Below are 25932 nucleotides of genomic sequence, written 5' to 3'. Positions count from 1 at the left end.
CTCCTGCCTCCGGCCCGCTCTGCCCGCGCTGCGCCGACGCGCGCCCTGGGACAAGGTGGGCCGGGCGGCATGAGGCCAGAACACGTCGTGGCCGGGGCGGTCGGCTCCACGGCTTTAGGCAGCCACTTTGGGGGGAGCCTCGAAGATCATGGCCCCAACGTCGTGCTTTAACGGGCAGGTCCACAGACTGCCCGACGCGCCGGAAGCTTACGGGGCCATGATCACTCCCCCCAAAGCAGCTCCAGCCCAAAGCCGCTCCACCGACCTTGCGTCGTCAGCTAGGACGCAAATCTCTCCGGTCCGGGGAAGTCCTCGTGCCCCACATACATCACGTTGCCGACATAGTTCACGTACTTCACGTAGGAGGCACCCCTACGGCGAGCGATGGTCCCCTTCTTCCGCGTCCGCTTGGACTTGTTAGTGATCAGCCTCCGGTCGCGCTTCTCCTCACCGAGGTACTGGCCGTCAACGCCGTAGACCTCGTCGCCGTAGAACCTGCCAGCGTGTCGGCCCCCGTGAGTAAAGAGATCATCACCAACTCGGTAGCCGAAGTACTTTCCGCCCCAAGTCCAGTAGTGCTTATCAGCCATGTGGCACCTCCTCACCACAGTGTGGGGCACGGCACTGACAACGGGGGATCCGTGCCACATCCGTGCCAGATCACGCGGTGAAGCACGGGGAATGACGGGGAAATACCCCGCCAGCCAACCCGGCCCCGTCGCCGCTCCACCGCATGTCAGCTCGACAGCCGCCCGTAGACGACCCGAGCTTCCCAAGCTGAGAGCGCGAGTTCGATTCTCGTCACCCGCTCCATGAAGAAGGCCCTGGTCGACGACCGGGGTCTTTTCGCTGTTCGGCCGGGAAAAATCGCTGTCCCCTCGGTGGCGCGCGGTGGTAGGGAGTCCGTGTGACGACGACACTCGCGTTTCCCGCCCTGTTGCGACTGCTCGACGAACGGTCGAGCGCCTTCCGCGCCGCGGTCGCCTCCGCGCCCGACCTCGACGCGCAGGTGCCGAGCTGCCCCGAGTGGACGCTGTTCGATCTGGCGGAGCACATCGGCGAGGGGCGCCGCGCGTGGGCCGCCACCGTCGCGGCGGGGCCCGCTCCGGCCAAGTCGGCTGGGGAGGGCCCCCTGACCGCGCCCCGGGAGCGCGAGGCGCTGGTGGCCTGGCTGGCGCAATCCACGGAGCGACTGCTGGACGCGCTGCGGGAGGCCGGCCCGGATCGCGTCTGCTGGACGTGGTGGGGTGCGTCCCAGTCGCCGGTGAACTGCGGTGCCGTCGCCCGGCACCAGCTCCAGCAGATGGCGGTGCACACCTACGACGCCCAGCTCACCGCGGGTGCCCCGGAGCCGCTGCCGGTCGAGGTGGCACTCGACGGTGTCGAGGAGTTCCTGTTCACCTGCATCGCGACGCCGAGCGCCTGGCCGCACAAGCCCACCGCCTTCGACTTCCACGCCACCGAGGGCCGCTCCTGGCGCCTCACGCTCGACGGCGACGGCGCGCGTTCCGCCCGTATCCCCGGGCCCGGCACGACGCCTGTCGCCGCGCCCGGCGTCTCCGTTCACGGCACGGCCGGTGAGCTGGTCCTCTTCGTGTACGACCGCATCCCGGCGGACTCCGTCCGGATCGAGGGAGACGCGGGTCTGTTCGACCTGCTCCGCGAGTGGGAGCCGGAGGAGTAGGACGGGTGCCCGGGCGGCAGCAGGACGAGGGCGCGGTAGTGAGACCAGGCGCTGGGGTGGTTCGTACGTGCTTTTCGGCGTCACTCACGGCGAGTTGACCGGCATCCTCGGGGAGGACCGGGTCGCGACCGTGCCCGCGAACGCCTTCCCGCCCGCCGTCGCGGACACCGAGGGCGCGCGCTTCCTGCAGACCGTCGGCGTCCCCACCGGGACGCTCGCCCTGCGTCAGCCCGAGGAGCCCGGCGGCCGGCTGCCCCTCGTCCGGGACGCCGTCCACCTCGACGACTTCGAGGACCTTCCCCAGGAAGCGGGCGACTGGCCCGTCATCGGCCGGCTGCTCAACGCGCACCTCGCCCTCGATCCCGGGTCGGGCGCGGTGTACGCCCTCGACGCCGACGAGCAGAGCGCGCAGAAGCTCCACACGGACGTCTCCTCCCTCGCCGAGGTCGCCCTGCGGCTCCAGCGCCTGCTCGGCGAGTTCAGCTTCGGCGACGACGAGGAAGCGGGCTTCGAGCGCCTGGAGGGCGACGTCGACCGCATCCGCGAGGAGACGGGCGACGTCGACCCGCTCCCCTTCCGGGACGACGAGACCGTCTGGTCGGTGGTGGGCGACGAGATCGCCATGGGTCAGCGCTTCACGGGCGACAGCCCGGGTGGCCGTTCGCTCTACGGCTGACCGACCCGGTACCAGTGGGTGCCGCCGACCAGGAACTCGTAGGTCGGGCGGCCGTTGCTGCCGGTGGTGCGGAACGGGGTGCCGTGGTCGCTGATGCGGAGGGTGCCCTGGCGGCCGCCGCTGTTCCACTGGAGGTCGACGTACCACCGCACGTCGTGGGTGTCGGCGCTCGCGGTGATGTAGAGGACCTCGGGGTCGGACTGGCTGACCTTGTAGGGGAAGCCGCGCTGACCGGCCTTCGGGACGACGACCGGGTGGGCGGCGTCGAGATTCGTGCCGAAGGACCTCGTCTCCACTCCGCCACCGCAGCCCGACGAGCCCAGATACGCGTTCCAGGCGGGCGGGGCGCTCGAGTCGACCACGACGACGTGCATGGACTCGATGACGACCGTCTCGTCACCCGTGCCCTGCACGGTCAGCGCGACGCGCTGCTCGTCGGCGGCGACGGCGCCGTTCGCCTTCACCCACCCCGGCACGTCCTGTCCCATCACCGGCGGCGAGACCTGCCCCGGAGGGCGGTTGATCAGGTACTTCGCCTCGCACTGCGGGTCGTCCCAGCCGTAGGTGCGGGTGCTCACCGTGAGGGGGAGCGCGTCGTGGTGCGGCTCCGTCGTGTGTGCCGGGGGCTTGGTGGTGGGCGGGGTGGAGGCGGCGGTGGGGGACGGGGACCCGGTCGGTCGCCTGGCGGGCGAAGTCGACACCGCGGGGTGCGGCGTGGGGGCGGGGTTGCCGGCGGCGGTCACGGTGCCGGTCGGGCGGCCGTTCGCCGTCGGGGTCGTTCCCCAGTCCTTCGGGTCGAGTGCGAGGGCGGTGGACACGGCGACGACCACGGCCACGGCTGCGGCGACGGGGATCCAGCGCCTGCGGGCGCTTCCGGGGGAGGGGGTGGATTCCGCCGGAGGGCCGGGCACGGGTGTGGGCTCCGGGGCGGGTCGGTCCGTTCGCGGCTCCGGGGCGGTGTCGGGCGTGGCCGCTTCCGGGGTGTCCATGGAAGCCGGGGAGGCTGTGGAAGCCGGGGTGTCCGGGGTGTCCGGGGTGTCCGCCGGCTTCCGGCCGCGTTCGCGGGCCGCGTCCGCCAGGACCCAGCGGCGGTGCAGCTCGACCAGTTCCCCGGGGGTCGCCCTGCACAGGCGGGCGAAGCGGGAGAGGACGGCGTAGTCGGTCGGTACGCCGTCACCCTTGCAGTAGCGGTGCAGCGTCGACGTGCTCATGTGCGCGCGTTTCGCCAGGGCTTCGTAACTCAGCCCGGACCGCTGCTTCAACTCGCGTAACAGCGCGGCGAAATCGGCGATCTCGTCAGCGGCCCCCACCAGTCCCCCATTCCGTTCGGCATCCCAGGGTGGTCATGTTTCCCCAGGTCAGAGCCGGTGCGAGCATCCCAGCGTCCCGAAACTCCCGATGGAATGGCGGGCGGGACGGCGGGTGGCACAGGCTGAGGTCATCCAAGCACGGAGCCCCGCCGGGAACGGTGACGGCCCCGCTCGGACCGGCTCAAGGGGCCGCGCCTCCAGGCGCGTTCGGCCCGACCCACCTGTACAGAGAGAGCAGTCGACCCATGCGTATCGCCTCCCGCTTCACCGCCCGCGTCACCTCCTCCGTGGTCGTCGCCGGTGCCCTCGCGCTCGTCGGCGTCCAGGCCGCCGGGGCGACCGCATCCGCCGCCACCAAGGCGTCGACGGTCACCTGCACCAGCGCGAACACCAAGCTGACCGTGACCGAGGTGTCCCGCCCGATCAACCACCTGCTGCTCAAGGCCACCAACACCGGCACCGCGGCCTGCAACGCCTACTACGCCCCCTTCCTGCGGGCCGGGGCCGACGCGCAGGCCCCGCTGGCGTGGGCCGAGGAGACCAAGCCGCAGGCCGTGATGACGCTCAAGCCGGGCGAGTCCGCGTACGCCGGCATCCTGACGTACTCCCCCGACGGCGAGGGCGGCTCCACCGCGAAGACCCTGGGCGTGATCTTCACCGACAAGAAGGCGGCCTCGACCGCCAAGGAGAAGACCCTGAACCTCCCGAACGGCGGCGTCTTCTTCAACAGCGCGGCCGCCGTGACGTACTGGCAGGACGACGCGGCGGACGCCCTCGCCTGGTAGCCGAGGCGAAACGCGAAAGCCCCGGGCCCGCCTGCGTGGTGGGCCCGGGGCTTCGTGGGGTCACTTGGTGAAGGTGAAGTACTTCCAGGCGCCGTGCGTCGTCGAGTTGACGTTGTCGCCGGAGGTGCCGTTGACGTACGACGAGCGGGTGCGGGCGAGGATGCCGGATTCGCCGGGGGCCTCGAGACGGACGGCGGAGGTGCCGTCGGAGGCGAGGGCGAAGTACTCGGAGTCGGTCTGGTACCAGGTGCCCTGGTAGTAGACCTCCAGCTCGAAGCGCTGGCTGCGGCCCTTGTAGTAGTTCATGGTCGTGGTGAGGACCGGGTCGGTGTTCTTGTGGAAGTAGTAGTAGGTGTGGGAGCCGATCCGGCCGGTCTTGTAGTGGTGGGAGACGGCGGTGGAGACCTTGGCCTTGGCGTACGCGACGGACTTGGCGGTCTTGTCGGCGTAGCGGGCGTCGCCGGAGAAGACGGCGGTGACGGTGGTGTCGCGGGTCATGTCGACCGTCGCGGAGATGTCGCCCTTGGAGTTGACCTTGGCGGTCTTCAGCAGCTTCTTGGACTTGTCGGAGCCGAAGGGGTCGGCGTAGAGGGAGACGGTGCGGTTCTTGTACGTCGTGCCGAGGTGGGCGGTGAAGGTGACGTCCTTGCCGTACGCGTACAGCTTGCCGTTGTTGTTCAGGCTCAGCGACGTCGACTTGCGGGAGACCGCGACCGCGTCGGAGCCGGAGGCGGGGGCGTGGGTGGCGTCGCCCGCGTAGGTGACCTTGTAGGTGACCTTGCCGCCCGCGGGCGGGGTGTCGGTGAAGGAGAAGGTGCCGTCCGCCTTGGTCTTCGCGGCGGCCAGCGTCTTGCCCTTGGGCGACTCGACGTCCGTACGGGTCACCGTCAGGGCGGTGCCCGCGGCCGGGCGGACCTTCGAGGTCAGCTTGCCGGTGACGGTCAGCTTCGTCGCGCGGTCCGCCTTCGCCGGGGCCGACACCGTGAGGGTGGGCAGCTCCTTCGTCGGGTCGGTCAGGGTGCGCAGGGTGAGGGTGCCGTAGGTGTTCTCGGAGACGGCGAAGAGCCGGCTGGAGTCCGGCGCCCAGGCGAGCGCGCCGTCCACGAGGGTGTCGGCGCCGCTGCTGTTGCCGGTGTTGGGGAAGTCGTACGTCCGCACCGGCACCTGGTCGCCGGGGCGGTGGATGTGGACGTCGGGCTCGTACCAGGAGAAGCTGCCCGCGGCGACCGTGCCGTCGGGGGCGACCCGCACGGCGTTCGGGTACGCGTCGTCGGGGTAACCGGTCTGCTGGGTGAGGTCGGTGGTGGAGTAGACGCCGATGGAGTAGCCGCCCCCGGAGCCCCAGGAGGTGAGGACCTGGCGGCCGTCCGGCGTCAGGTCGAGCTGCTTCACACCGGAGTCCATCTGTCCCCTGGCCCGGAGCGTGGCGCCGTCGGCGGTGACGTCGTACACCGCGAGATCGCCGCCGTTGCCCGCGACCAGCACGCCCGGGACGGACGGGTCGGCGGCGAGGAACGTGGAGCCGCCGTAGAAGCCGACGTCGCCGCGCTGGGCGAGGTGGACGACGGGTTCGGCGCCGGAGACGTCCAGCGAGCCGAAGTCGGTGTTCTGGCTGAACCAGATACGCCCGTCCACGACCTCCAGGTCGCTCGGGGCGTCGCCGACCGGGTAGCTCGCGGTCTGGGTGTACGTACCCGTGTCCACCGCGATGATCCGGTCGCTGTTCTTGACGGCCGCGTACACCTGGCCGGAGTCGGCGGACAGCGCGAGGCCGGTCACGCCGGAAAGGCCGGTCAGCGTGGCCTTCACGGTGCCGGAGTAGTCGGTGACGACGATCTTTCCGCCGCTCGGGTCGGAGACGTACACGCGCTGGTGCGCGCCGTCGACGACCATGTCGCCGACCGACGTCACCGGAAGGACCTTGGCGGAGTCCGCCGCCGCGGTACCGGCCGCGCCCGCCATCAGGGACGCGGAACCGAGAACGACCGCGAGCGCCGTCGCGATCGAGATGCTGCGCCTGCGCACAGTGATTGAACCCCCACGGGAATGTCCGGTGCTCCCCGGACGAAGACGAGACACCACCTGTCCCCCCTCGCCCCGGATGCGGGTGCGTGGTCGGTGGTGTGGAGGGCAGCGTATGGCATGGCTGCGACAAGAGGGGAGGGGGATACGGGGCTCGGCCGAGGAGCTTCCGGCGGGGTCCGGCATGGGGTGCTCGCGAGAGCGGGCGTCGTTATAGTGGGCGCGCGTATGCGTCGGCACGGGGTCGGCGCCGGCCCGAGGAGGTGAGTCCCATCAACGCGGTAATGGTCGGGATTCCCTGCTGGAGGGCTCGTCGTGGACGACACGCTGCTGGAAGCCGCTCGTACGGCTGCTGATACTTCTTCTTTTCCCGCAAGTTCCGCCTCTTCGCTGTCCTCCGTCGCCTCGCGGCTGCGTGCCGCCGGGTGTGTGTTCGCGGAGGAGGAGGCCGCGATGATCCTCGACGCGGCCGCGCGGACGGGCGAACCCGGTGACGGGATGGTCGAGCGGCGGTGTGCCGGAGAACCGCTGGAACACGTCGTCGGGTGGGCCGCGTTCGGGGGGCTGCGGATCGCGGTGGGGCCGGGGGTGTTCGTGCCGCGGCGGCGGACGGAGTTCCTGCTGGAGCAGGCGCTGCGGGTCGGGCGGGACGCGGGCGTGGTCGTGGACCTGTGCTGCGGGGCCGGGCCGCTGGTCACCGCGCTGGCCGTGCGGCTGCCGCGGGCCGAGCTGCACGCCGCCGACATCGACCCGGCGCAGACGGCGTACGCGCGCCGCAATCTCGCGCTGTTCGCGGACCGGGCGTCCGTCCACGAGGGCGACCTCTACGACGCGCTGCCGTCCGCCCTGCGCGGTCGCGTCGAGCTGCTGGTGGCCAACGCGCCCTACGTCCCCCGCGACGCCCTCGCCACGCTGCCGGCCGAGGCACGGGACCACGAGCCGGTGCGCAGTCTGGACGGCGGGTCCGACGGGCTGTCCGTACAACGGCGGGTCGCTCGGGGGGCGTCGGAGTGGCTGGCGCCCGGGGCGCATCTGCTCGTGGAGACCAGCGCGCGACAGGCTCCGCTCACGCGCGGTGCGTTCGCCGGGGCGGGGTTCGACGCGTGGGTGGTGGAGTGCGAGGAGCGGGAGGCGAGTGTCGTGGTGGCCCGCCGGCGGGGCGGCGTGTGACGGTCGGGGGAGCGGCGCGTGGCGGCGGTGCTCCCCCGTGGCTCCGCCGGGTGCGCGCCGCTCCCCCTGTCTGTGGGGTCAGGTCACCCGGGGCAGCCGGGTGAGGTGGTCGGCCGTCAGGTAGTCGCGTACGTGGGGGGCGCGGGCTGTCGTGAAGGCCCAGGACGTGACGGTGGGGCGGGCCCGGTGAGTGGCGGTGCGGGGGTCGTCGAGCCAGGTGAGGCAGGAGCTGACGAGGCTGCGGTAGTTCGTGCGGGCGGCGTTGTCCTGCGCCAGGTCGGTGCCGTACCCCGGGGCCTGGGTGTGGGCCAGGGTGACCCAGGGGTCCAGGGCGGTCAGGGCGATGTCCGGGTCGCCGCTGCGCAGGGCGCCGAGGACGAGCAGGTGGCGGAACGAGCCCTCGGTGAGGTGACGGTCCTCCTTCATCTCCCTGCGGAGGCGGGCGTCGGCCTCGGTCAGGAAGGCGAGGGCCGTGGCCCGGTCGCGGCGCATCAGGTGGTCCTCGAACGTCCAGCACATCAGGTGCAGCCGGACCATCGGCTCGAGGTACGTGTCGCCCTCCTCCTCCGCCCGCTCCAGCAGGGCGTCGAGTTCGGCCCGGCGCTCGTCGTGCTGCCAGGGCCAGGCGTGGCGGGGGTGGGTGCCGCTGCCGCACAGGCCGCAGCGGCGCGGGACGGACGGCCTCGGGTCCGGGAAATAGCCCGCGCCCTCGCACTCCGGGTCGTCGCAGGACCAGCCGGTCGCCAGGGCGCCGGGGGGTGCCTGGTAGCCGTCCAGGGTGGGCGGGAGCTGCCCCGGGCCGAAGAGTCTGCGGAGGATGTCCATGAGGTTCCCCTGGGTGTGTGCGGACGTGCCTGGGTGTGCGGGCGTGTGTGTGCGGGCGTGTGTGCGTCCGTGCGCCGGGGCGGGCCGGCGCGCGGACGGTCAGGTGGTGGCGGCGCGGTCGCGGGCGGCGCGTTCGGCCGGGGTAAGCCGCGTGACGCGGCCGGAACGGCTCTCGGCGCGGACACCCCACGGCGAGGAGGGGCGGCCGTTCAGCAGCCAGACGGCCAGCGTGACCTCCCAGAGGAACGCCTTGCCGATGCTCACCGCCGTCCACTCCGGGCTGATCAGCAGCAGCCGGGGCGGTACCCCGTGCCAGAAGGAGCCGCCGGCCCGCGCGTTGAAGGTCCACATCGCGATGGCCAAGCCGAGAAAGTGCGCCAGTACGAGCACCGATTCCATCGGTTTCCTCCCCTTGTCCCGCCCGCCCCGGTCGTCCTCACGGCGGGTCCCTCCTTCGTACCGCCCGGTCCGCGCCCGGCACCGGGGCGTTGCACAGCTCGCCGGGCGCTGCAACGCGCGCGGGAGACGGGCGGGACTTCGGGTAGCGCCGGCCGGCAAAGGTTCGTCATCTTGGGTCCGTTGTGGCCGCACTCCTGCCAAACTGTCCGACATGAGCACGCTGGGGGGCGGGAGCACGACGGGGGTGCCGGGGCGGCGGATGCGGCTCGCGTGGCTGTTGCGGGTGAACCGCCTGCTCGGGCAGGACACCGCGCTGCGGTCACTGCCGGGGTTCGCGGCGGCGTTCCGGGGCGGGGCGTACGCGCGCGAGGTGAGCGTCAGCACCGTCTCGCGGTGGGAGACGGGGGTGACTCCGGTTCCGTGGGCGGCCGTCCGGCGGTACGAGGAGTTGCTGGGGCTGCCCCGCAACCTGCTCACCGCCACCGCGCGCACCGTCTGGCGCTATCTCGCCCCCGGCCCCGTCCTCGACACCGCGCCCACCGGACCCGGCGCCCGCGACCTGGAGGACCTGCTGGAGCAGGCCGTCTCCGACGACGTGATGTCCGGCGACGACTGGGACCAGTTGGCCGAGGGGATCTGTGTGCGGCCCGACGTGGTGCTGATGCCGTCCGGGACCTGGTACCGGCTCGCGGAGCGGCTCGTCGAGGAGATGGTGATCGCGGACGGCCTGCCGTGGCTCCTGCGGTTCGAGTCCCTGAACCGGCTGCTGAACCATCCGCGCGGCGCCCGGACGGTCATCACGGCGTGCGCGGAACTCGCGGCCGGGCGTGCGCGGTTGACGGCGGTGGAGATCGTCTGCGCGCTGGACAACTGCGGGCACCCGGACGCCGCCGCCCGGGTCCTGGACGAACTAGTCTCCCCGAGCGGGCGGCTGGCGCATCGCGGCGCCGTGATGGCCTGCTTCCGCAAGGTCAGCTACCGGCACTTCGACCCCGAGCAGGTACGGCTGCTGACCCGCGCCCTGCACGACCTCCGGGGCTCCGGGCCGGTCGGGGACCAGGTCGAGCCGCTGCGCCGTCATGTCGCCGCGGCGCACCCGGAACACCACCGCGCGCTGCTGGGCCGGACCCCCGCGCGGGCTGCCCCGCCGGACGCCGTGCCGGCCGCGCTGGCGGCGGCCGTGCGGCGGGTGACGGCCCGGGTCCGCTCCGTCGAGCCGGACGGGACGAACGACACCGGCGTACTGTCCGCGCTGGTCGGAGAGGCGCTGACCAGCGCAGTCTTCGACGTACGGCTCTACGCCGCGTTCCTCCTCGCGGCCACCCCCTACCGCGCGGCGCTGGCCGACGCGTGCGCGGCCGAGCTGGCACGGCCCGCGGCGATCCGGGACGAGGAGGTGGCGGTGCCGTTGCTCGAAGCGCTGCGGGTGCTCGGCGACCACCGGCACCGGGGGCTGCTCCAGACGCTGGCGGTGCGTCCCGGTGTCCCGCGCGGCACCGCGTACGCCGCCGTGCGCGCCCTCGGTCATGTCGCCGCCGGACACGCCACCGACGCCTTCCTGCGCGAGGCCGTCGCCCTCCACCAGGCCACCTGGCTGCGCGGCCGCGACCCGGTGACCGCCGCCACCCTGGTCAGCCTGGTCTACGCCCTCGGCATGGGTGCCCGCGACGACCTCCTCACCGAGGTCCGCATCCGGCCCGACACCCTGCCGGAAGCGCGTACGGCGGCGGACCAGTGGCTGGGGATCGCGGGGCACCTGCGGGCGAGCGCGCTGCTCTGACGCGGGACGGGCATGTCCACGGAGTGGGCGGGCTGTTGATGGGCGGGGACGGCTGCTGTACTAATGGGCGCCATGAATCACGAGCCGTTGGTGCGACGCCTGGTCATCGACCTGTGCCGACGCCCGGCCGCTTGTTGTCGCTGAACTCGTTCCGCCGACGCGGATGTCGCTGATTCCCGCGTAGTCGGCGTTCTCTTCCCTTCTTTTCCTTGCCGTTGAGCGGCCCGTGTCCCTGCGGGAGCCGTCCGGCTCTGCCCCGTTGATCTCCAGCGCCGGTGACCGGTGCCGTGTGGAGGTTTCTCGTGTCCACTTCCCTGTCCGACGCCGTCCCCGTCGAGACACCCGACGCATCCGGCGGCGCACCCGGCGTTCCCGGCGGCGGGCGGGCGCGTGCCGTGTGGCCGCGCCTGCGGCGGCTCGCGCTGCCGGTCGGTTCGCTGGTGCTGTTCCTCGTCCTGTGGCAGGCGGTGGCGGCGGCCGGAACCTGGAGCGAGACGCTGGTGCCACCGCCCGCGAAGGTGTGGGACGCGTTCATCGACGTCTCCACCACGCACGACGGCACGCGCGGCTACAACGGCACCACCCTGATCGAGCACCTCGGCATCAGCCTGCGGCGCATCGCGCTGGGCGCCGGGCTCGGCATCGTCGCCGGAGTGGTCTTCGGGCTGCTGATGGGGACCGTCGGCCCGCTGCGCGCGCTGTTCGAGCCCTGGATCACCTTCCTGCGCACGCTGCCGCCGCTGGCGTACTTCTCGCTGCTCATCATCTGGCTGGGCATCGACGAGGAACCCAAGATCACCCTGCTCGCGGTGGCCGCGTTCCCGCCCGTCGCGGTGTCCACCACCGCGGCCGTCGCGGCCGTGCCGCGCGCGCTCGTGGAGGCTGCCCGCGCGCTCGGCGCCTCGCGATGGGACGTGGTCAAGGACGTGATCGTGCCCTCCGCGCTGCCGGAGACCTTCACCGGTGTCCGGCTGGCCGTCGGCGTCGCCTACTCCTCGCTCGTCGCGGCCGAGCTGGTCAACGGACTGCCCGGGATCGGCGGCATGGTCAAGGACGCCGCCAACTACAACAACACCCCCGTCGTGCTCGTCGGCATCATCACCATCGGGGTGTCCGGGCTGCTCATCGACACCCTGCTGCTCCGGCTGGAACGCGCCGTCGTGCCGTGGCGCGGGCGGGACTGAGTCCCTCTTCCTCTCCTCCGATCCGCTGTCCCCTCCCCGTCAGAAACGGTCGTCCCATGGCGTCTTCCCTCTCCCGTCCCTCCCGCCGGCTGCTCCTCGCCGGCGCGCTCGGCACCGCCGCCCTCGCCGCCACCGGCTGCTCCTCGTCCAGTGACGCGTCCTCGGGCAGGAACAAGCGGCTGCGCATCGGCTACTTCGCCTTCCCCAGCGGCGATCTGCTGGTCAAGCACAGAAAGCTGCTGGAGAAGGCGCTGCCCGACTACGCGGTGAGCTGGGTCAAGTTCGACTCGGGCGCGAGCGTCAACCAGGCGTTCCTCGGCAAGTCGCTGGACATCGCGGCGCTCGGCTCCAGCCCCTTCGCGCGGGGGATATCGGGGAGTTCGCCGATCCCCTACAAGGTGGCGTTCGTGCTCGACGTGGCCGGGGAGAACGAGGCGCTGGTCGCGCGCAAGAAGCTCGGCATCAAGGACGTGGCCGGGCTCAAGGGGCACACCGTGGCGACGCCGTTCGCCTCCACCTCGCACTACAGCCTGCTCGCGGCGCTGGACCAGGCCGGGCTCAAGGCGTCCGACGTGAAGCTGGTCGACCTCCAGCCGCAGGCGATCCTCGCCGCCTGGCAGCGCGGGGACATCGACGCCGCGTACGTCTGGCTGCCGACGCTGGACGAGCTGCGCAAGACCGGCACCCAGCTCACCAGCAGCAAGGAGATCGGCGCAGGGGGCAAGCCGACGCTCGACCTCGCCGTGGTGTCGGACGACCTGATCGCCAAGGACCCGAAGGTGATCGGCGCCTGGCGCAAGGCCGAGGCGGAGGCGCTGCGGCTGCTCAGGTCGGACCCGGACGGCTCGGTCGAGGACGTAGCCGCCGAGCTGGGCATCAGCACCGCCGACGCCAAGGCGCAGCTCTCCCAGGGCGTGTTCCTCACCCCGGAGCAGGTCGCGTCCGCCGAGTGGCTCGGCACCGAGGGCCACCCCGGCAAGCTGCTCGACTACGTCATCGACACCGGTCGCTTCCTGGCCGGCCAGAAGCAGATCGACGCCGCCCCCACCGAGCGGGCCGTCCGCTCCGCCTTCTATCTGAAGGGACTGCCCGATGGCCTCAGGTGAGCTGACCGAGAACGACGTCCGCACCGAGGCCGCGGAGGCCGTACGCCTGGAGAAGGTCAGCCATCGCTACGGCCAGGGGCGCGACGCCTTCACCGCCGTCGGACCCGTCGATCTCACCGTGCCCGCCGGGGAGTTCCTGGTGCTGGTCGGCGCCTCCGGCTGCGGCAAGAGCACGCTGCTGCGGCTGATCGCCGGGTTCGAGCAACCCACCGACGGCTCGGTGCGGGTGACGGGCGCCGCACCCCGCCCCGGACACGCGGCGGGCGTGGTGTTCCAGACGCCCCGGCTGTTCCCCTGGCGCACCGTCGGCGGCAACGTCGACCTCGCCCTGCGCTACGCGGGCGTCGAGCGCGAACGCCGGGCCGAGCGGCGCGCGGAACTGCTGGAGCGGGTCGGGCTCGGCGGCACCGAGCGGCGGCGGGTGTGGGAGATCTCCGGCGGGCAGCGCCAGCGCGTCGCCATCGCCCGCGCGCTCGCGGCCGAGCACCCGCTGTTCCTGCTGGACGAGCCGTTCGCCGCGCTGGACGCGCTGACCCGGGAACGGCTCCAGGAGGACGTGCGCGAGGTGACCGCCCGCACCGGGCGCACCACCGTGTTCGTGACCCACTCCGCCGACGAGGCGGTGTTCCTCGGCTCCCGCATCGTCGTGCTGTCCAAGAGCCCCGGGACCGTCGCCCTGGACCTGCCGGTACCGCTCCCGCGCGAGGGGGTGGACGCCGACGCGCTGCGTGAGTCACGGGAGTTCGCCGAACTGCGCGCGCGGGTCTCACATGCCGTCAAGTCCGCCGCCGCCTGACCCCGACCGCACGGAGCACCGGGAGCCGTGCAGCACGGCAACCCTCCGGAACCCCAGGAAAGGAAGCCCCCGTTGAGCATCACCAGCGACCGCTCCTCCGACACCACCGTCCAGCTTCCGCTGACCAGGCTCGGGCCGAGCTTCGGCGCCGAGATCGACGGCATCGACCTGGCCCGTCTCACCGACGACGAGGTGACCGCCGTCCGCGCGGCTCTGGTCGAGCACAAGGTGCTCTTCGTCAGCGGCCAGCACCTCGACGACGCCCAGCAGATCGAGTTCGGCCGGCGCCTCGGCGAGGTCACCGTCGGCCACCCGGTGCACGACTCCGGTGACGTGGCGCCGGAGGTGTACGCCCTGGACAGCCAGGACAACGGCTTCTCCGACGTCTGGCACACCGACGTCACCTTCGTCCGGCGGCCGCCCGCGATCTCCATCCTGCGGGCGGTCGTCCTGCCGCCGCACGGCGGCGACACCACGTGGGCGGACAGCCAGTTGGCCTACGAGTCGCTGTCACCGGGTCTGCGGGCCCACCTCGACGGCCTCACCGCCGTGCACGACGGCAACCGCGCCTTCGGCTACTACCTGGCCCAGCGTCGGCAGGGGCAGGGCAACCTCTGGGACGGCGAGGTCGTCACCGAACTCGTCCCCGTGGAGCACCGGGTGGTGCGCGTCCACCCCGAGAGCGGCCGCAAGGGTCTGTTCGTGAACCCGGGCTTCACCTCGCACATCGCCGGGGTCTCCGAATACGAGAGCCGGGGCCTGCTCGACATCCTCTACGCCCACCTCACCAAGCCCGAGCACATCGTGCGGCACCGCTGGCGGCCTGGCGACGTGGCGCTGTGGGACAACCGCAGCACGGCGCACTACGCCAACCGCGACTACGGCGACCAGCACCGGGTGATGCACCGGATCACGCTGGCCGGGGATGTCCCGTTCGGTGTTTCACGTGAAACCTTGTCCGTTTCACGTGAAACATCCCCGCTCGGCTGACCGCCGCTACTGACAGCGCTCCCCGGGCAGGGCACCGCTTTCGACAGCGGGGCGCACGGGGCACGATGAGGTCGGCGGAACCGCGCTCGGTTCCGCCGACGTCGTCCGTAGAGCCCCCGAGCCCGCCGAAGGGAAGCGCCGTTCCATGCCGACGCTCACCGTGCTGACGCCCGTCCACGAGGGCGGGCACGTCTATCTGCGCGAGCTGCACGGCTGTCTGGCCGGGCAGCGTCTGCCCGAGGGCTGGCGGCTCCAGTGGGTGCTCCAGGAGGACGGCCGCACCGGCACCCCACTCGCCGCCGTGCCGGACGCGCCCTGGATCTCGAAGGGCACCGGCCGCCAGGGCGGCGCCGCCCGCGCCCGCACCCTCGGACTGGCCCGCGCCACCGGCACCCTGCTGCGCTGTGTCGACGCCGACGACCTGCTGCCCGACCCCGGCGCCCTCGCCCGCGACATCGAGGTCCTCACCGCCCATCCCTCTTACGGCTGGACGGTAGCCCCCTGTCTGGACCTGCTTCCCGACGGCATTCTGGTGCCGGGCCCGTACGACCCCCCGCCCGGCCCGCTGCCCGCCCGCGCGCTCCTCGACGGCGCCAAGCGCGGCGAGATGCCGGTGGTGGGCACGACGCTGACCGCCCGTACCGCCCTGGTCCGGCTGCTCGGCGGCTGGCCCGCGCTGCCCGCCTTCGAGGACGGCGCCCTGGTGCTCAACTGCGAGGCGGTGAGCCCCGGCTGGATGCAGTCCGTCCCCGGCACCCTCTACCGCAAGCACCCCACCCAGCACACCGCCACCGCCGACTTCCGCGACGAGGAGGAGGCGCGGCTGCGTGTGGAGATCGCCGTCGAGCGGGCGGAGGCGCTGCACGCCTCGGGGTGGCGGTGGGCGCCGTGAGCCGCGTCCTTACGGAGTCGTGACGTGCGGACGTCACGACGGGAACCGGGCGGCGCACGGGCCTAGCGTGGCCGTATGCGTGTACTGGTCACCGGCGGTGCCGGCTTCATCGGGTCCCATGTCGTCGACGCGCTGCGGGCGCGCGGGCACGAACCGGTGGCGTACGACGTGCGGGACGACCCCGGCGCCGACGTCCGCGACCCGGAGGCGGTGGCCCGGGCCCTGACCGGCGTCGACGCGGTCTGCCACCAGGCGGCCCGGGTGGGTCTCGGCGACGGGGTGTCCGACGCGGCCGAGTACGTCTCCCGCAACGACCTCGGCACCGCCGTCCTGCTCGCCGCGATGGCCGCGGCGGGTGTGGACCGGCTGGTGCTCGCCGGATCGATGGTGGTGTACGGCGAGGGCCGTTACGCCTGCCCGGTCCACGGTGACGTACGTCCTGGCCCGCGCGCGGAGACCGATCTGGCGGCGGGCCGCTTCGAGCCGCCGTGCCCGCGCTGCGGCCGGGCGCTGCTCCCCGGCCTCGTCGGCGAGGACGCCCCGGCCGACCCGCGCAATGTGTACGCCGCGACCAAGCTGGCCCAGGAGCATCTGACCGCCGCGTGGGCCCGCGCCACGGGCGGTACGGCCTTCTCGCTGCGGTACCACAACGTCTACGGCCCCCGGATGCCCCGGGACACTCCCTACGCCGGGGTCGCCGCGTTCTTCCGTTCGGCGCTGGAGCGTGGTGAGGCGCCGCGTGTCTTCGAGGACGGGGGCCAGCGACGCGACTTCGTGCACGTGCGGGACGTGGCCGCCGCAAACGTGACCGCGCTGGAGGCGCCGGAGCGGCCGGGCACGCTGAGCGCGTACAACACCGGCAGCGGTGAGCCGCGTACGGTCGGCGAGCTGGCGCGGGCGCTGGCCGCGGCGTACGGCGGGCCCGAGCCGGTGGCCACCGGCGAGTACCGGCTCGGGGACGTACGGCACGTCACCGCCGACTCCTCGCGGCTGCGGGCCGAGCTGGGCTGGAAGCCCGAGGTCGGATTCGCGGAGGGCATGGCGGAGTTCGCGCACACCCGCTGATGCCTCCCGGGCCGCCCCGGTCTCAGTGGGCCGGGGCCGGCAGCGTCACCTCGAAGCGGCAGCCGCCGGGGATGTTCCGGACGCTCGCCCGGCCCTGGTGGGCCTCCACGATGCCCCGCACGATGGCCAGCCCGAGCCCGGCGCCCGCCGGAGGTGTCCGCGCGTCGGTGCCGCGCCAGCCGGTGTCGAAGACACGCGGCAGGTCCGCCTCGGGGATGCCGCCGCAGCCGTCGGTCACCGTGAGCACCACGCCGTCGGGTGCCCGGCGGGCGGCGACGGCCACCGTGCCGTCGGCGGGGGTGCGGCGGATGGCGTTGACGAGCAGGTTGGCCAGGACGCGGCTCATCTCCTTGCCGTCCACCTCGACCGGCACCGGCTGCACTCCGTCGCCCACCAGCCGTACCCCGTGCTCGCGGGCGAGCGGGCCGACGCCGTCGAGGGCGTCGCCGACCAGGTCGTACAGCGAGACCCGGGCCGGGTTGAGGGGGAGCGTCCCGGCGTGGATGCGGGACAGCTCGAAGAGGTCGCCGACCATGTCGTTGAGGCGTTCCACCTCGGTGCGGATCTGGCGGAGGTAGCGGGCGGGGTCGGCGGCCACGCCGTCCTCCAGCGCCTCCGACATCGCGCGCAGTCCGGCGAGCGGGGTGCGCAGGTCGTGCGAGATCCAGGCGACCAGCTCGCGCCGGGACGCCTCCAGGGCGCGCTCGCGCTCACGGGAGGCGGCGAGCCGGGCGCTGGTGGCGGCCAGTTCGCGGCTCAGCTCGTCGAGTTCGGCGGTGGCCGGGGCGGCGGGCACGGCGAAGGCGCCGTCGTCCCCGAAGTTGCGCGCCGCGTCGGTCAGTTCCCGGCTGCGCGCCACCACGCGGCGGCCGAGCAGCAGCGCGGTGAGCAGGGAGACGACGGCGGCCATCGCGACGACGGTGGTGACCACCCTGAGGTCGTGCGGGGACAGGAACATCGCCCAGGCGACCGCCATGGTGCCCGCCAGCATCGCGAACACCCCGACGCCCGCCACCACGGCGAGGGAGGCGGTCAGCGAGCGGCGCCGGACCAGTCGCAGTACGCCCGCCCCGGCGAGGCCGGTGGCCGCGGCGGCGAGGAAGGCGTAGAGGGCGATGAGGAGCATGTCGCGCATGTCAGATCTCCTCGCCGACGGCGGACCCGTCGAACCCGTCGGCCCCGGCATCGCGCGCCGGTCCGCCGGAACCGGAACCGTCCTCCGGCTCGCCGGACCCGACCGGCTCGAACCGGTACCCGACCCCCCACACCGTCCGGATGAGCCGCGGGTTCGCGGGGTCGTCCTCGACCTTGCCGCGCAGCCGCCGTACGTGAACGGTGACGGTCGACAGGTCGCCGAAGTCCCAGCCCCACACCTCCCGCATCAGCTCCTCGCGGCCGAAGGCGCGTCCGGGGTGGCGCAGGAAGAAGGCGAGGAGGTCGAATTCGCGGAGGGTGAGCGCCAGTTCCGTGCCGTTCTTGGTGGCGCGGCGGGCGGCCGGGTCGACGGCGAGCCCGGCCGAGGCGAGCGGAGCGGGTGCGGGCACGGCCGCGGGCGCGGGCCGGGTGCGGCGCAGGACCGACTCCACCCGGAGCACCAGTTCGCGGGGGCTGAACGGCTTGGTGACGTAGTCGTCCGCGCCGACCTCCAGGCCGAGGACGCGGTCGTCCTCGTCGCCGCGCGCGGTGAGCATGATGACCGGCACCGGACCTCGTTCGCGCAGCCGCGCGCACACCTCCAGGCCGTCCATGCCGGGCAGCATCAGGTCCAGGACCACGAGGTCGGGCCGGTGGGCGGCGGCGCGGGCGAGGGCGGCGGGGCCGTCGGCGGCGCGGTCCACCAGATGCCCGGCGCGGACCAGATAGCCGGTGACGATCTCCGCGACGGTCGGGTCGTCGTCGACGACCAGAATCCGTCCGGTGGCCTCGGGCGGCCGCGCGGCGGGTCCGGGGCGGTGGGCGGGGTACGGCTGCTGCATGTTCTCCAGCCTCGCACCGCTCCGCCGGGCGGGGCGCGGTGCGGCTCCGACGTCCGCGTTTCGTAAGGAGCCGAAGTCCCCTTTGCCCCGGTTCGGGTTCGTAGGGTGAAAGCCGTGACCAACTCCCCCTCCCGTCCCGGCGCGGACTCCCGACCCGGCGTGGACGTCGTGCTGCCCTGTCTCGACGAGGCCGGGGCGCTGCCCTGGGTCCTGGAGCGCGTCCCGCCCGGCTGGCGCGCGCTCGTCGTGGACAACGGCTCCACCGACGGTTCCGCCGAGATCGCCCGCTCCCTCGGCGCCACGGTCGTCCGCGAGGAGCGGCGCGGTTTCGGCGCCGCCTGCCATGCCGGGCTGCTCGCGGCCACCGCCGACGTGGTCTGCTTCTGCGACTGCGACGCCTCCTTGGACCCCGCTCTGCTGGTGCCCTTCGTCGAGGAGGTCCGGGCCGGGCGGGCCGACCTGGTGCTCGGCAGGCGGCGCCCGCAGGGGCGGGGCGCGTGGCCCGCGCACGCCCGCGCCGGGAACCTCGCGCTCTCGCTGCTGCTGCGCCGCCGTACCGGACTCGCCCTGCGCGACCTCGGTCCGGTGCGCGCCGCCCGTCGCGAGGCGCTGCTCGGGCTCGGGCTCACCGACCGGCGCAGCGGCTACCCGCTGCAGATGGTGGTGCGCGCGGCCGACGCGGGCTGGCACGTCACCGAGCACGACGTGCCGTATCTGCCGCGCACCGGCGCCTCCAAGGTGACGGGCACCTGGCGCGGCACCTGGCATGCGGTACGTGACATGAGCCGCGTGCTGCGCGAGACCCCGGCGGCGGGAGGACAGCGGTGACCACGCTGCTCGTCATCGCCAAGGAGCCGCGGCCGGGCCGGGTCAAGACGCGGCTCACCCCGCCGTTCTCGCCCGCGCAGGCCGCCGCGCTCGCCGAAGCCGCGCTCGCGGACACGCTGCGCGCGGTGGCGGCGACGCCCGCCGCGCGACGGCTGCTGGTGCTGGACGGCAGTCCCGGACCCTGGCTGCCGGACGGCTTCGAGGTGGTGCCGCAGTGCGCGGGCGGTCTCGACGAGCGGCTCGCGGACGCCTTCGCCCGTTGCGCGGGACCGGCGCTGCTGATCGGCATGGACACCCCGCAGGTCACCCCCGAGCTGCTGACGGCGGACTTCGCGGAGTGCGACGCGCTGTTCGGCCCGGCCGAGGACGGCGGTTTCTGGGCCCTCGGACTCGCCCGCCCCGAACCCGCGCTGCTGCGGGGCGTGCCCATGTCGGTGCCCGAGACCGGGGCCGTGCAACGCGAGCGGCTGCACGCCGCCGGGCTGCGGGTACGGGACCTGCCCAGGCTGCGCGACGTGGACACCGCCGCCGACGCCCGCGCGGTCGCCGCGCTCGCCCCGCACGGCGCCTTCGCGGCACGGCTCGCGGACTGTACGCACGGCGGTGCGTCATGAGCGCCACCACCGCACCGCCCGCCTGGGCCGCCTCCGACCCGTACGCCACCGCGCTGCGCACCGGCCGGGGTCCGCTGTTCCTGCGCCGCGACGACGGCTGGCTGCTGCCGCTGGAGGTCGAGCGCTGGTGCGCGGACGCCGACGCGGTCGACCGGGCCGTACTGGACCACTGCGAGGGCCCGGTGCTCGACATCGGCTGCGGTCCGGGCCGGCTGGTCGCGGAGCTGGCCGCACGGGGCGAGCGGGTGCTCGGCGTCGACGTGAGCGCGGCCGCCGTCGCCCGCACCCACCGGCTCGGCGGCCAGGCCCTGCGCCGCTCGGTGTTCGACCCGCTGCCCGGCGAGGGCGGCTGGGGCACGGTCCTGCTGATGGACGGCAACGTGGGCATCGGCGGCGATGTGGCCGCCCTGCTGCGGCGGACCGGCGAACTGCTGCGGCCGTCCGGTCTGCTGATCGCCGAGACGAGCCCCACCGAGGTCGACGAGCGCGCCCTGGTGCGGGTGGTGGACCTGGCGCACGGCCGGTCACCCGTGGGCGATCCGTTCCCCTGGGCGCGGATCGGCGCCCCGGCGCTGCTGCGACTCGCGCGGGGCGCCGGGTGGCGGACGGAGGCTCAGTGGGCGGCGGGCGAGCGGTGCTTCGTCGCCCTGCGCAGCCGGAGGACGCACACCAGCGCCGAGCCTCCGAAGAGGACGGCGGTGATCAGCAGCCAGCGGGGCAGGAAGCCGTCCGGGTCGAGCCCGGTGGCCGAGCGGTAGTGGTCGGCGGACAGGCCGAGGATCAGGGGCGCCCACACCAGCAGCAGCAAGCCCGACAGCAGCGCGGGCACACGGACGTACGGCACGAGCGAGCGCCGCCCGGCCGCGTCGCACCCCGCCACCAGCGCGCGGTCCAGTGCCGAGTACAGCGGCAGCAGCACCAGGTCGTGCAGCAGGGCCGCGCCCACGATCCACAGGACGACGCCGAGCCAGTCACCGGCGAGCAGCCGGATGCCCGCGTAGACGGCGAGCGCGAACGAGCAGAGGAGCAGCAGCAGTTGCAGCGGGCTGCCGACCGGGAAGCGGAACCGGGGCATCACAGGTCTCCGAAGGTCAGCCGGGCCACCCACTTGGTGTTGTGGACGCCGGGCAGCGCGGGCACGATGATCCGCGCCGGGTAGCCGTGGTCGAGGGACAGCGGCTCGCCGTTGACGTACAGGGCGAGCAGGGAGCGCGGGTCGGACACCTGGTTGGCGCGCAGCGCCGCGCGGCGGAAGGCGCCGTGCCGTTGCAGCGACTCCACGAGCAGGTCCACCGCCCCCGTGTCGTACCCGGCGAGCGCGGCGAGGTCCCGCAGCCGGACCCCGCGCCACCACTGGTCGGCGGTGGACCAGCCCTCGACGCAGGCGATGGGCAGCGAGGAGCTGTGCTGGGGAAGGCGGAGCAGGTCGGCGCGGCCGAGCCGTAGGGTCCCGGCCGGTCCGGTGACGACCAGCCGCCAGGCGTCCTCGCTCGTCTCGGACTCGGTGATCCCGGCGTAGGCGGCCGTCTTGTTGATCTGGAAGCCGTTCGGGCCGCCGCCCGGATCGGCCCCGCCGTGCGGCGCGAGCAGCGCGGTACGGCGCAGGGGGCCGCCCAGGCTCTGCCCGACCGTGGTCAGGAACAGCAGCAGCGAACCCGCGCCGACCAGCCGCAGCGCGCCCCGGCGCGAGACGGTGGGCTCGGCGGGACGGGCGGAGGCGAGACCCGCCTCGTCGGCAGGTCCCCCGGGGACCGCGCCCGCCTCGGCGGCGGGACGCTCCGCGGCCACCCGCTCCCGCTCGCGCAGCGAGCGCACCGCCCGCACCGCCACCGGCGTCTTCAGCGCCGCGTGGACGACGAAGGCGGACATGAACACCCACGCGCCGTAGAAGTGCAGCGGGTAGAAGGAGCCCGGGAAGACGTACTCCAACTGGATGTTGAGCAGGCCGGTGGTGAACTCGAAGAGTCCGCCGCCGACCAGGAGCAGCAGCGAGAGCCGTTCCAGGGCGTGCGCGAGGGAGCGGGCCGGGGGCAGCGAGAACAGCTTCGGCACCACCGACCACAGCTTGGCGAGCAGCACCGGAACCAGGGTGACACCGAGCGTGACGTGGACGCCCTGGGTGAGCCGGTACAGCCAGGACGGACCGGCCGGCCAGGCGAAGAGGTAGAAGCCGAGCAGTCCCTTGTCCGGGGTCGTGTCGTTCACCGGCGACAGATCCGGGTTGTAGGCCGCGTACGACACCAGGCCGGTCACGAACATGACGGTGACGCCGCCGAGCAGCACCAGGCCGAGCACGGCGGTGAAGCGGGTGCCGCGCAGGGGGCTGCGCCAGAAGGCGGGGGAGGAGGGGAGGCGAGGACGATCGCGCATGTCCCGACCGTAGGGCGGGAGACCCCCCGAAACGGGTGCGCGACCCATGACGAAACGCTGACATCCGGCCCGTACGGCGGCGTCCGCGCGCGCGGTCGGCCTAGCGTGCCGGTGTGATCGACCGCTCCCCGCACACCGATTCCGCGCGCCCGCCGTCTGCCGTGGCCCGCCGCGATCTCCTCGCCGCCCTCGCCGCCGTCCTGCTCGTGACGGCGGCCGTGCTGGTCGGCCGCCACCTCCAGGACACCCGGCACACCCTGTTCGTGCACTGGCCGCCGCTGTACGCCGACTGGGCGCCGCACGTGGGTCCGGGCACCCCGGCCGCGCTGCTGCTCGCGGCGGGCGCGGTGGCGTACGGCCCCGCGCTCGCGGCGCGACTGTCCTGGCGTGCGCTGCCGTGGGCTGTCTGGGCGGCGTCGGCCGCGTGGATCTTCTCGCTCGCGCTGATCGACGGCTGGCACACCGGGATCGCCACCCGGCTCACCACCCGCAACGAGTACCTGCGAGTGATCGGCCGCTTCCACGACATCCCGGCGGCCCTGCGCGACTTCGACCAGCACATCGTCAGCGGGTCGCCGGGCAACTGGCCCGCCCATGTCGCCGGGCATCCTCCGGCCGCCACGGTCACCTTCGTGCTCCTGGACCGGATCGGGCTCGGCGGCGGGGCATGGGCGGGGACCTGGTGCGCGGTGCTGGGGGCGTCCGCGAGCGCGGCCGTCCTGGTCGCGCTGCGGGTCCTGGTGGACGAGCCGACGGCGCGTCGCGCGGCGCCCTTCGTGGTGTTCGCGCCTGCCGCCGTCTGGCTGGGCGCCTCGGCGGACGCCTACTTCGCGGCGGTCGCGGCCTGGGCACTGGCATGCCTCGCCCTCGCGGTCACCCGGCGCTCACCGCTGTGGGCGGCCGCCTCGGGCCTGCTGTCCGGCCTGACCGTCTATCTGTCCTACGGTCTGACGCTGATCGCGCTCGTCGCCCTCGCGGTGCTGTGGCTGGGACGCGCGGGGGTGCGGGACCGGCCGGTGCTGCTCGTCGCGCTGGTGGCCGGACTGGCCGTGGTGCCGGTGGTGTTCACGCTGCTCGGCTTCAACTGGTGGTCCGGCTATCACCTGTTGGTGATCCGCTACTACCAGGGAGTGGGAGGCATCCGCCCCTACGGCTACTGGATCTGGGCCAACCTCGCCTGCGCGGCCGTCATCACCGGACCGGCGACGGCGGCGGGGCTCGGCCGCGCGGGTTCGTCCCTGGTGCGCCGTGGCGACCCGGCGGCCACCCGCCTCGCGCTCCTGACCGGGGCCGCCCTGCTGGCGCTGCTCGTCGCGGACGTCTCCGGCATGAGCAAGGCGGAGACCGAGCGCATCTGGCTGCCGTTCGCGATGTGGCTGCTCCCCGCGTGCGCGTACCTGCCCGGGCCCCGGGTGTGGCTCGGGGCCCAGGCGGTCACGGCACTGCTGGTCAACCATCTGCTGCTGACCGGCTGGTGAGTCAGCGGCCGAGGCGTCCCTTCACCATGCCGAGGGCCGCGTTCACCTCGTCCACGCGGAAGAGGCGGGCCAGGACCGCGAACAGCACGAGCAGGACCACGCCTCCGGCGGTCAGGGCGACGGCCGAGGAGACGACGGCGTTCGTGGAGATGCCGGAGAGCCAGCGCACCAGCAGACCGGCCGCCGCCGTCGCCGGGAGGCAGGCCGCGATCAGGCGGACGTAGGTGCGGGTGACGCGGCGGCCGTCGAGGTCGCCGCCCAGGCGCTTGCGCAGCCGGGTCCAGGCGACGCGGACGCCGGTCGCGTAGGCGAGGCCGTACGACAGGGCCATGCCCGCGACGGCCCAGCGGGCGGGAAGCAGCAGGTAGGAGGCGACGGACCCGGCGGCGTTGACCGCGGCGACGATCACCGTGTTGTAGAAGGGCGTGCGGGTGTCCTCGAAGGCGTAGAAGCCGCGGAGCACGACGTACTGCACGGAGTAGGGGACGAGTCCGAGCGCGAACGCCATCAGCACGAAGCCGATGTTGCGGGCGCCCTCCTCACCGGCACCGGCGTAGAGCAACTGGATCAGCGGGACGCCGAGGGCCAGGAAGGCGAAGGCGCACGGCACGATGAAGACCGCCGAGGAGCGCAGCCCCTGGGAGAGGTCGTCGCGGACGCCCGCGAAGTCCTCCTCGTGGGCGGCGCGGGAGATGCGGGGCAGGATCGCCGTCATGATCGAGACGGTGATGATGGCCTGCGGCATCTGCCAGAGCAGCAGGGCGTAGTTGTAGGCGGTGATGCCGGTGCCGGGGTGACCCGTCTTCTCGGCCGCCGCGCCCGCCGCCGTGGCGAGCCGCGTGACGACCACCATGCCGGCCTGGTTGACCAGCACGAACAGGAACGTCCACTTGGCCAGGCCCAGCGCCTTGCCGAGGCCCTGGCCGCGCCAGTCGAACCGCAGCCGGATGCGGAAGCCGGAGTCGCGCAGGTACGGCATCATCGCCAGCGACTGGACGGCGAGTCCCAGCAGGGTGCCGATGCCGAGCAGCCGTACGCCCTCGGGGCTGATGGAGGCGGCCGAGATGCCGGAGTGCCCGGCCGAGCCGAAGACCCAGACGAACGAGCCGAACGCCACGATGATCAGGATGTTGTTGAGGACCGGCGTCCACATCATGGCGCCGAACCGGCCGCGCGCGTTGAGGATCTGGCCCATCACCACGTGCAGGCCCATGAAGAACATGGTGGGCAGGCACCAGCGCGCGAAGGTGACCGCCACGTCGAGCTGGTCGGGGTGGGAGGCCATGGACGGCGACATGAGGCGGATCAGCCAGGGCGCGGCGACCACGCAGATCGCGGTGACGGAGCCGAGGAGTGTGATGACGAGGGTCATCAGCCGGTTGGCGTAGGCCACGCCGCCGTCGTCGTCCTCCTTCATCGACCGCACGAGCTGCGGGATGAAGACGGAGTTGAGCGCGCCGCCGCCGACCAGGACGTAGATCATCGTCGGCAGGGTGTTGGCGACCTGGTAGGAGTCGTTGAGCGTGCCGACGCCGAGGGCCGCACCCATCACCAGGGTGCGCAGGAAGCCGGTCAGCCGGGAGACCAGGGTGCCGGCCGCCATGACGGCGCTGGACTTGAGGAGCCCGGCCGCCTTGCCGCCGGACTTCTTGGCCGCGGGGGCGGCCTCGGCCACCGGGGCGGCTGCCGGGGCCGCGGTGTCCACCAGCCGGATCTGCAGGGTGGCCGGATCGGTCCCGCCGCCCGACGCCCCGCCTCCCGTCAACCCGCGTCCCGCCGCGCCGACTTCGCTCTCGCTCCTGGAACCCACGCTGATCCTCTCCCGGCGGCACGCCGAGCCACACGACGACGACCACGCTGCCGACGGCTCCGCGCCACGTCCGGCCAGGTCTGATGAACGCCGGAACCAGGGGCACGAAGGCGCGGTTGACGGCGGAGGGAAGAGTACCGGTCGTACGGCGCGGGGCCTCGCCCACCGGTGG

General features: G+C 73.3%; 24 protein-coding genes and 1 pseudogene. 15 read left to right on the top strand and 10 right to left on the bottom strand.

Annotated elements, in window-relative coordinates; genetic code table 11:
* Positions 1–278: 278 nt before the first annotated feature.
* Positions 279–590, bottom strand: a complete 312-nt coding sequence (locus ACWEEU_RS03240; protein WP_451727910.1) for a hypothetical protein — start codon at positions 588–590, stop codon at positions 279–281.
* A 317-nt stretch (positions 591–907) separates the two neighbouring features.
* Here ACWEEU_RS03240 and ACWEEU_RS03235 point away from each other — a divergent pair, with 317 nt between their 5' ends.
* On the top strand, positions 908–1684 hold the full coding sequence (locus ACWEEU_RS03235; RefSeq protein ID WP_385745745.1) for a maleylpyruvate isomerase family mycothiol-dependent enzyme: 777 nt from the start codon (positions 908–910) through the stop codon (positions 1682–1684).
* 67 nt (positions 1685–1751) lie between these two features.
* Entirely contained in the window at positions 1752–2360 is a 609-nt protein-coding gene (locus ACWEEU_RS03230; protein WP_451727907.1) for an SUKH-4 family immunity protein, read from the top strand.
* Here ACWEEU_RS03230 and ACWEEU_RS03225 read toward each other — a convergent pair.
* A complete protein-coding gene (locus ACWEEU_RS03225; protein ID WP_451727904.1) occupies positions 2351–3670 on the bottom strand; it encodes a helix-turn-helix domain-containing protein in 1320 nt (439 codons plus the stop codon). The genes ACWEEU_RS03230 and ACWEEU_RS03225 overlap by 10 nt on opposite strands.
* 245 nt (positions 3671–3915) lie before the next feature.
* Here ACWEEU_RS03225 and ACWEEU_RS03220 point away from each other — a divergent pair, with 245 nt between their 5' ends.
* A complete protein-coding gene (locus ACWEEU_RS03220; RefSeq protein WP_451727901.1) occupies positions 3916–4455 on the top strand; it encodes a DUF4232 domain-containing protein in 540 nt (179 codons plus the stop codon).
* Between the two features lie 60 nt (positions 4456–4515).
* Here ACWEEU_RS03220 and ACWEEU_RS03215 read toward each other — a convergent pair whose 3' ends face one another.
* Positions 4516–6480, bottom strand: coding sequence for an Ig-like domain repeat protein (locus ACWEEU_RS03215; RefSeq protein WP_451727898.1), 1965 nt, complete (start codon positions 6478–6480; stop codon positions 4516–4518).
* Between the two features lie 387 nt (positions 6481–6867).
* Here ACWEEU_RS03215 and ACWEEU_RS03210 point away from each other — a divergent pair, with 387 nt between their 5' ends.
* Positions 6868–7647: a putative protein N(5)-glutamine methyltransferase gene (locus ACWEEU_RS03210; RefSeq protein WP_451728324.1), complete on the top strand. Its 780-nt coding sequence runs from the start codon at positions 6868–6870 to the stop codon at positions 7645–7647.
* Positions 7648–7725: 78 nt separating this feature from the next.
* Here the strand turns inward: ACWEEU_RS03210 and ACWEEU_RS03205 are convergent, their stop codons facing one another.
* Positions 7726–8472 (bottom strand): hypothetical protein, encoded by a 747-nt coding sequence (locus tag ACWEEU_RS03205; protein WP_385745755.1) that lies wholly within the window; start codon positions 8470–8472, stop codon positions 7726–7728.
* Positions 8473–8571: 99 nt separating this feature from the next.
* Positions 8572–8871, bottom strand: a complete 300-nt coding sequence (locus ACWEEU_RS03200; RefSeq protein WP_385745757.1) for a hypothetical protein — start codon at positions 8869–8871, stop codon at positions 8572–8574.
* 211 nt (positions 8872–9082) lie between these two features.
* On the opposite strand from ACWEEU_RS03200, the gene ACWEEU_RS03195 reads away from it, so the two are divergent.
* The 7 genes from ACWEEU_RS03195 to ACWEEU_RS03165 all read left to right on the top strand — a co-directional run bounded on the left by ACWEEU_RS03195 (position 9083) and on the right by ACWEEU_RS03165 (position 16684).
* On the top strand, positions 9083–10651 hold the full coding sequence (locus tag ACWEEU_RS03195) for an XRE family transcriptional regulator (RefSeq protein ID WP_451727894.1): 1569 nt from the start codon (positions 9083–9085) through the stop codon (positions 10649–10651).
* 395 nt (positions 10652–11046) lie between these two features.
* On the top strand, positions 11047–11835 hold the full coding sequence (locus ACWEEU_RS03190) for an ABC transporter permease (RefSeq protein ID WP_451728321.1): 789 nt from the start codon (positions 11047–11049) through the stop codon (positions 11833–11835).
* Between the two features lie 56 nt (positions 11836–11891).
* A complete protein-coding gene (locus ACWEEU_RS03185; RefSeq protein WP_451727891.1) occupies positions 11892–12941 on the top strand; it encodes a taurine ABC transporter substrate-binding protein in 1050 nt (349 codons plus the stop codon).
* Positions 12928–13737 (top strand): ABC transporter ATP-binding protein, encoded by an 810-nt coding sequence (locus tag ACWEEU_RS03180; protein WP_451727888.1) that lies wholly within the window; start codon positions 12928–12930, stop codon positions 13735–13737. Before ACWEEU_RS03185 ends, ACWEEU_RS03180 begins: the two co-directional genes overlap by 14 nt.
* A gap of 72 nt (positions 13738–13809) precedes the next feature.
* Positions 13810–14727 carry a TauD/TfdA dioxygenase family protein gene (locus ACWEEU_RS03175; protein WP_451727885.1) on the top strand — a complete coding sequence of 306 codons (918 nt, stop codon included), beginning with the start codon at positions 13810–13812 and terminating at the stop codon, positions 14725–14727.
* A 145-nt stretch (positions 14728–14872) separates the two neighbouring features.
* The gene (locus ACWEEU_RS03170; protein ID WP_451727882.1) at positions 14873–15619 is read left to right on the top strand and encodes a GltA; all 747 of its coding nucleotides are present in this window, start codon (positions 14873–14875) and stop codon (positions 15617–15619) included.
* A 75-nt stretch (positions 15620–15694) separates the two neighbouring features.
* Complete coding sequence (locus tag ACWEEU_RS03165; RefSeq protein WP_451727879.1) at positions 15695–16684, top strand: NAD-dependent epimerase/dehydratase family protein; 990 nt, start codon at positions 15695–15697, stop codon at positions 16682–16684.
* 22 nt (positions 16685–16706) lie between these two features.
* Here the strand turns inward: ACWEEU_RS03165 and ACWEEU_RS03160 are convergent, their stop codons facing one another.
* Both ACWEEU_RS03160 and ACWEEU_RS03155 read right to left on the bottom strand, forming a co-directional pair.
* Positions 16707–17819: a sensor histidine kinase gene (locus ACWEEU_RS03160; protein ID WP_385745765.1), complete on the bottom strand. Its 1113-nt coding sequence runs from the start codon at positions 17817–17819 to the stop codon at positions 16707–16709.
* A 1-nt stretch (position 17820) separates the two neighbouring features.
* Entirely contained in the window at positions 17821–18660 is an 840-nt protein-coding gene (locus ACWEEU_RS03155) for a response regulator transcription factor (RefSeq protein WP_451727874.1), read from the bottom strand.
* A gap of 105 nt (positions 18661–18765) precedes the next feature.
* Between ACWEEU_RS03155 and ACWEEU_RS03150 the strand changes: the two genes are divergently transcribed.
* The 3 genes and pseudogenes from ACWEEU_RS03150 to ACWEEU_RS03140 all read left to right on the top strand — a co-directional run.
* Positions 18766–19488, top strand: coding sequence for a glycosyltransferase family 2 protein (locus ACWEEU_RS03150; protein WP_385745769.1), 723 nt, complete (start codon positions 18766–18768; stop codon positions 19486–19488).
* Entirely contained in the window at positions 19485–20102 is a 618-nt protein-coding gene (locus tag ACWEEU_RS03145) for a TIGR04282 family arsenosugar biosynthesis glycosyltransferase (protein WP_385745770.1), read from the top strand. Before ACWEEU_RS03150 ends, ACWEEU_RS03145 begins: the two co-directional genes overlap by 4 nt.
* Positions 20099–20530: pseudogene (locus ACWEEU_RS03140) on the top strand (class I SAM-dependent methyltransferase); the annotation flags it as partial. The gene ACWEEU_RS03145 and the pseudogene ACWEEU_RS03140, both read left to right, overlap by 4 nt.
* A 185-nt stretch (positions 20531–20715) precedes the next feature.
* Here the strand turns inward: ACWEEU_RS03140 and ACWEEU_RS03135 are convergent.
* Positions 20716–21177 (bottom strand): hypothetical protein, encoded by a 462-nt coding sequence (locus ACWEEU_RS03135; protein ID WP_451727869.1) that lies wholly within the window; start codon positions 21175–21177, stop codon positions 20716–20718.
* Complete coding sequence (locus ACWEEU_RS03130; protein ID WP_385745775.1) at positions 21177–22472, bottom strand: molybdopterin-dependent oxidoreductase; 1296 nt, start codon at positions 22470–22472, stop codon at positions 21177–21179. Before ACWEEU_RS03130 ends, ACWEEU_RS03135 begins: the two co-directional genes overlap by 1 nt.
* Before the next feature lie 113 nt (positions 22473–22585).
* Between ACWEEU_RS03130 and ACWEEU_RS03125 the strand changes: the two genes are divergently transcribed.
* Positions 22586–23950 (top strand): hypothetical protein, encoded by a 1365-nt coding sequence (locus ACWEEU_RS03125; RefSeq protein ID WP_451727866.1) that lies wholly within the window; start codon positions 22586–22588, stop codon positions 23948–23950.
* A 1-nt stretch (position 23951) separates the two neighbouring features.
* Here ACWEEU_RS03125 and murJ read toward each other — a convergent pair whose 3' ends face one another.
* Entirely contained in the window at positions 23952–25760 is a 1809-nt protein-coding gene (gene murJ / locus ACWEEU_RS03120; RefSeq protein ID WP_385745779.1) for a murein biosynthesis integral membrane protein MurJ, read from the bottom strand.
* Positions 25761–25932 lie beyond the last annotated feature (172 nt).

Source organism: Streptomyces sp. NPDC005004, assembly GCF_053600675.1.
This window is presented reverse-complemented; position numbering and strand designations above follow the sequence as displayed.

Coding starts and splice junctions, on each gene's coding strand:
- ACWEEU_RS03180 (WP_451727888.1), top strand. CDS start 12,928: ATGGCCTCAGGTGAGCTGACCGAGAACGACGTCCGCACCGAGGCCGCG.
- ACWEEU_RS03135 (WP_451727869.1), bottom strand. CDS start 21,177: ATGCCCCGGTTCCGCTTCCCGGTCGGCAGCCCGCTGCAACTGCTGCTG.
- ACWEEU_RS03240 (WP_451727910.1), bottom strand. CDS start 590: ATGGCTGATAAGCACTACTGGACTTGGGGCGGAAAGTACTTCGGCTAC.
- ACWEEU_RS03185 (WP_451727891.1), top strand. CDS start 11,892: ATGGCGTCTTCCCTCTCCCGTCCCTCCCGCCGGCTGCTCCTCGCCGGC.
- ACWEEU_RS03130 (WP_385745775.1), bottom strand. CDS start 22,472: ATGCGCGATCGTCCTCGCCTCCCCTCCTCCCCCGCCTTCTGGCGCAGC.
- ACWEEU_RS03205 (WP_385745755.1), bottom strand. CDS start 8,472: ATGGACATCCTCCGCAGACTCTTCGGCCCGGGGCAGCTCCCGCCCACC.
- ACWEEU_RS03160 (WP_385745765.1), bottom strand. CDS start 17,819: ATGCGCGACATGCTCCTCATCGCCCTCTACGCCTTCCTCGCCGCCGCG.
- ACWEEU_RS03165 (WP_451727879.1), top strand. CDS start 15,695: ATGCGTGTACTGGTCACCGGCGGTGCCGGCTTCATCGGGTCCCATGTC.
- ACWEEU_RS03200 (WP_385745757.1), bottom strand. CDS start 8,871: ATGGAATCGGTGCTCGTACTGGCGCACTTTCTCGGCTTGGCCATCGCG.
- ACWEEU_RS03170 (WP_451727882.1), top strand. CDS start 14,873: ATGCCGACGCTCACCGTGCTGACGCCCGTCCACGAGGGCGGGCACGTC.
- ACWEEU_RS03195 (WP_451727894.1), top strand. CDS start 9,083: ATGAGCACGCTGGGGGGCGGGAGCACGACGGGGGTGCCGGGGCGGCGG.
- ACWEEU_RS03155 (WP_451727874.1), bottom strand. CDS start 18,660: ATGCAGCAGCCGTACCCCGCCCACCGCCCCGGACCCGCCGCGCGGCCG.
- ACWEEU_RS03220 (WP_451727901.1), top strand. CDS start 3,916: ATGCGTATCGCCTCCCGCTTCACCGCCCGCGTCACCTCCTCCGTGGTC.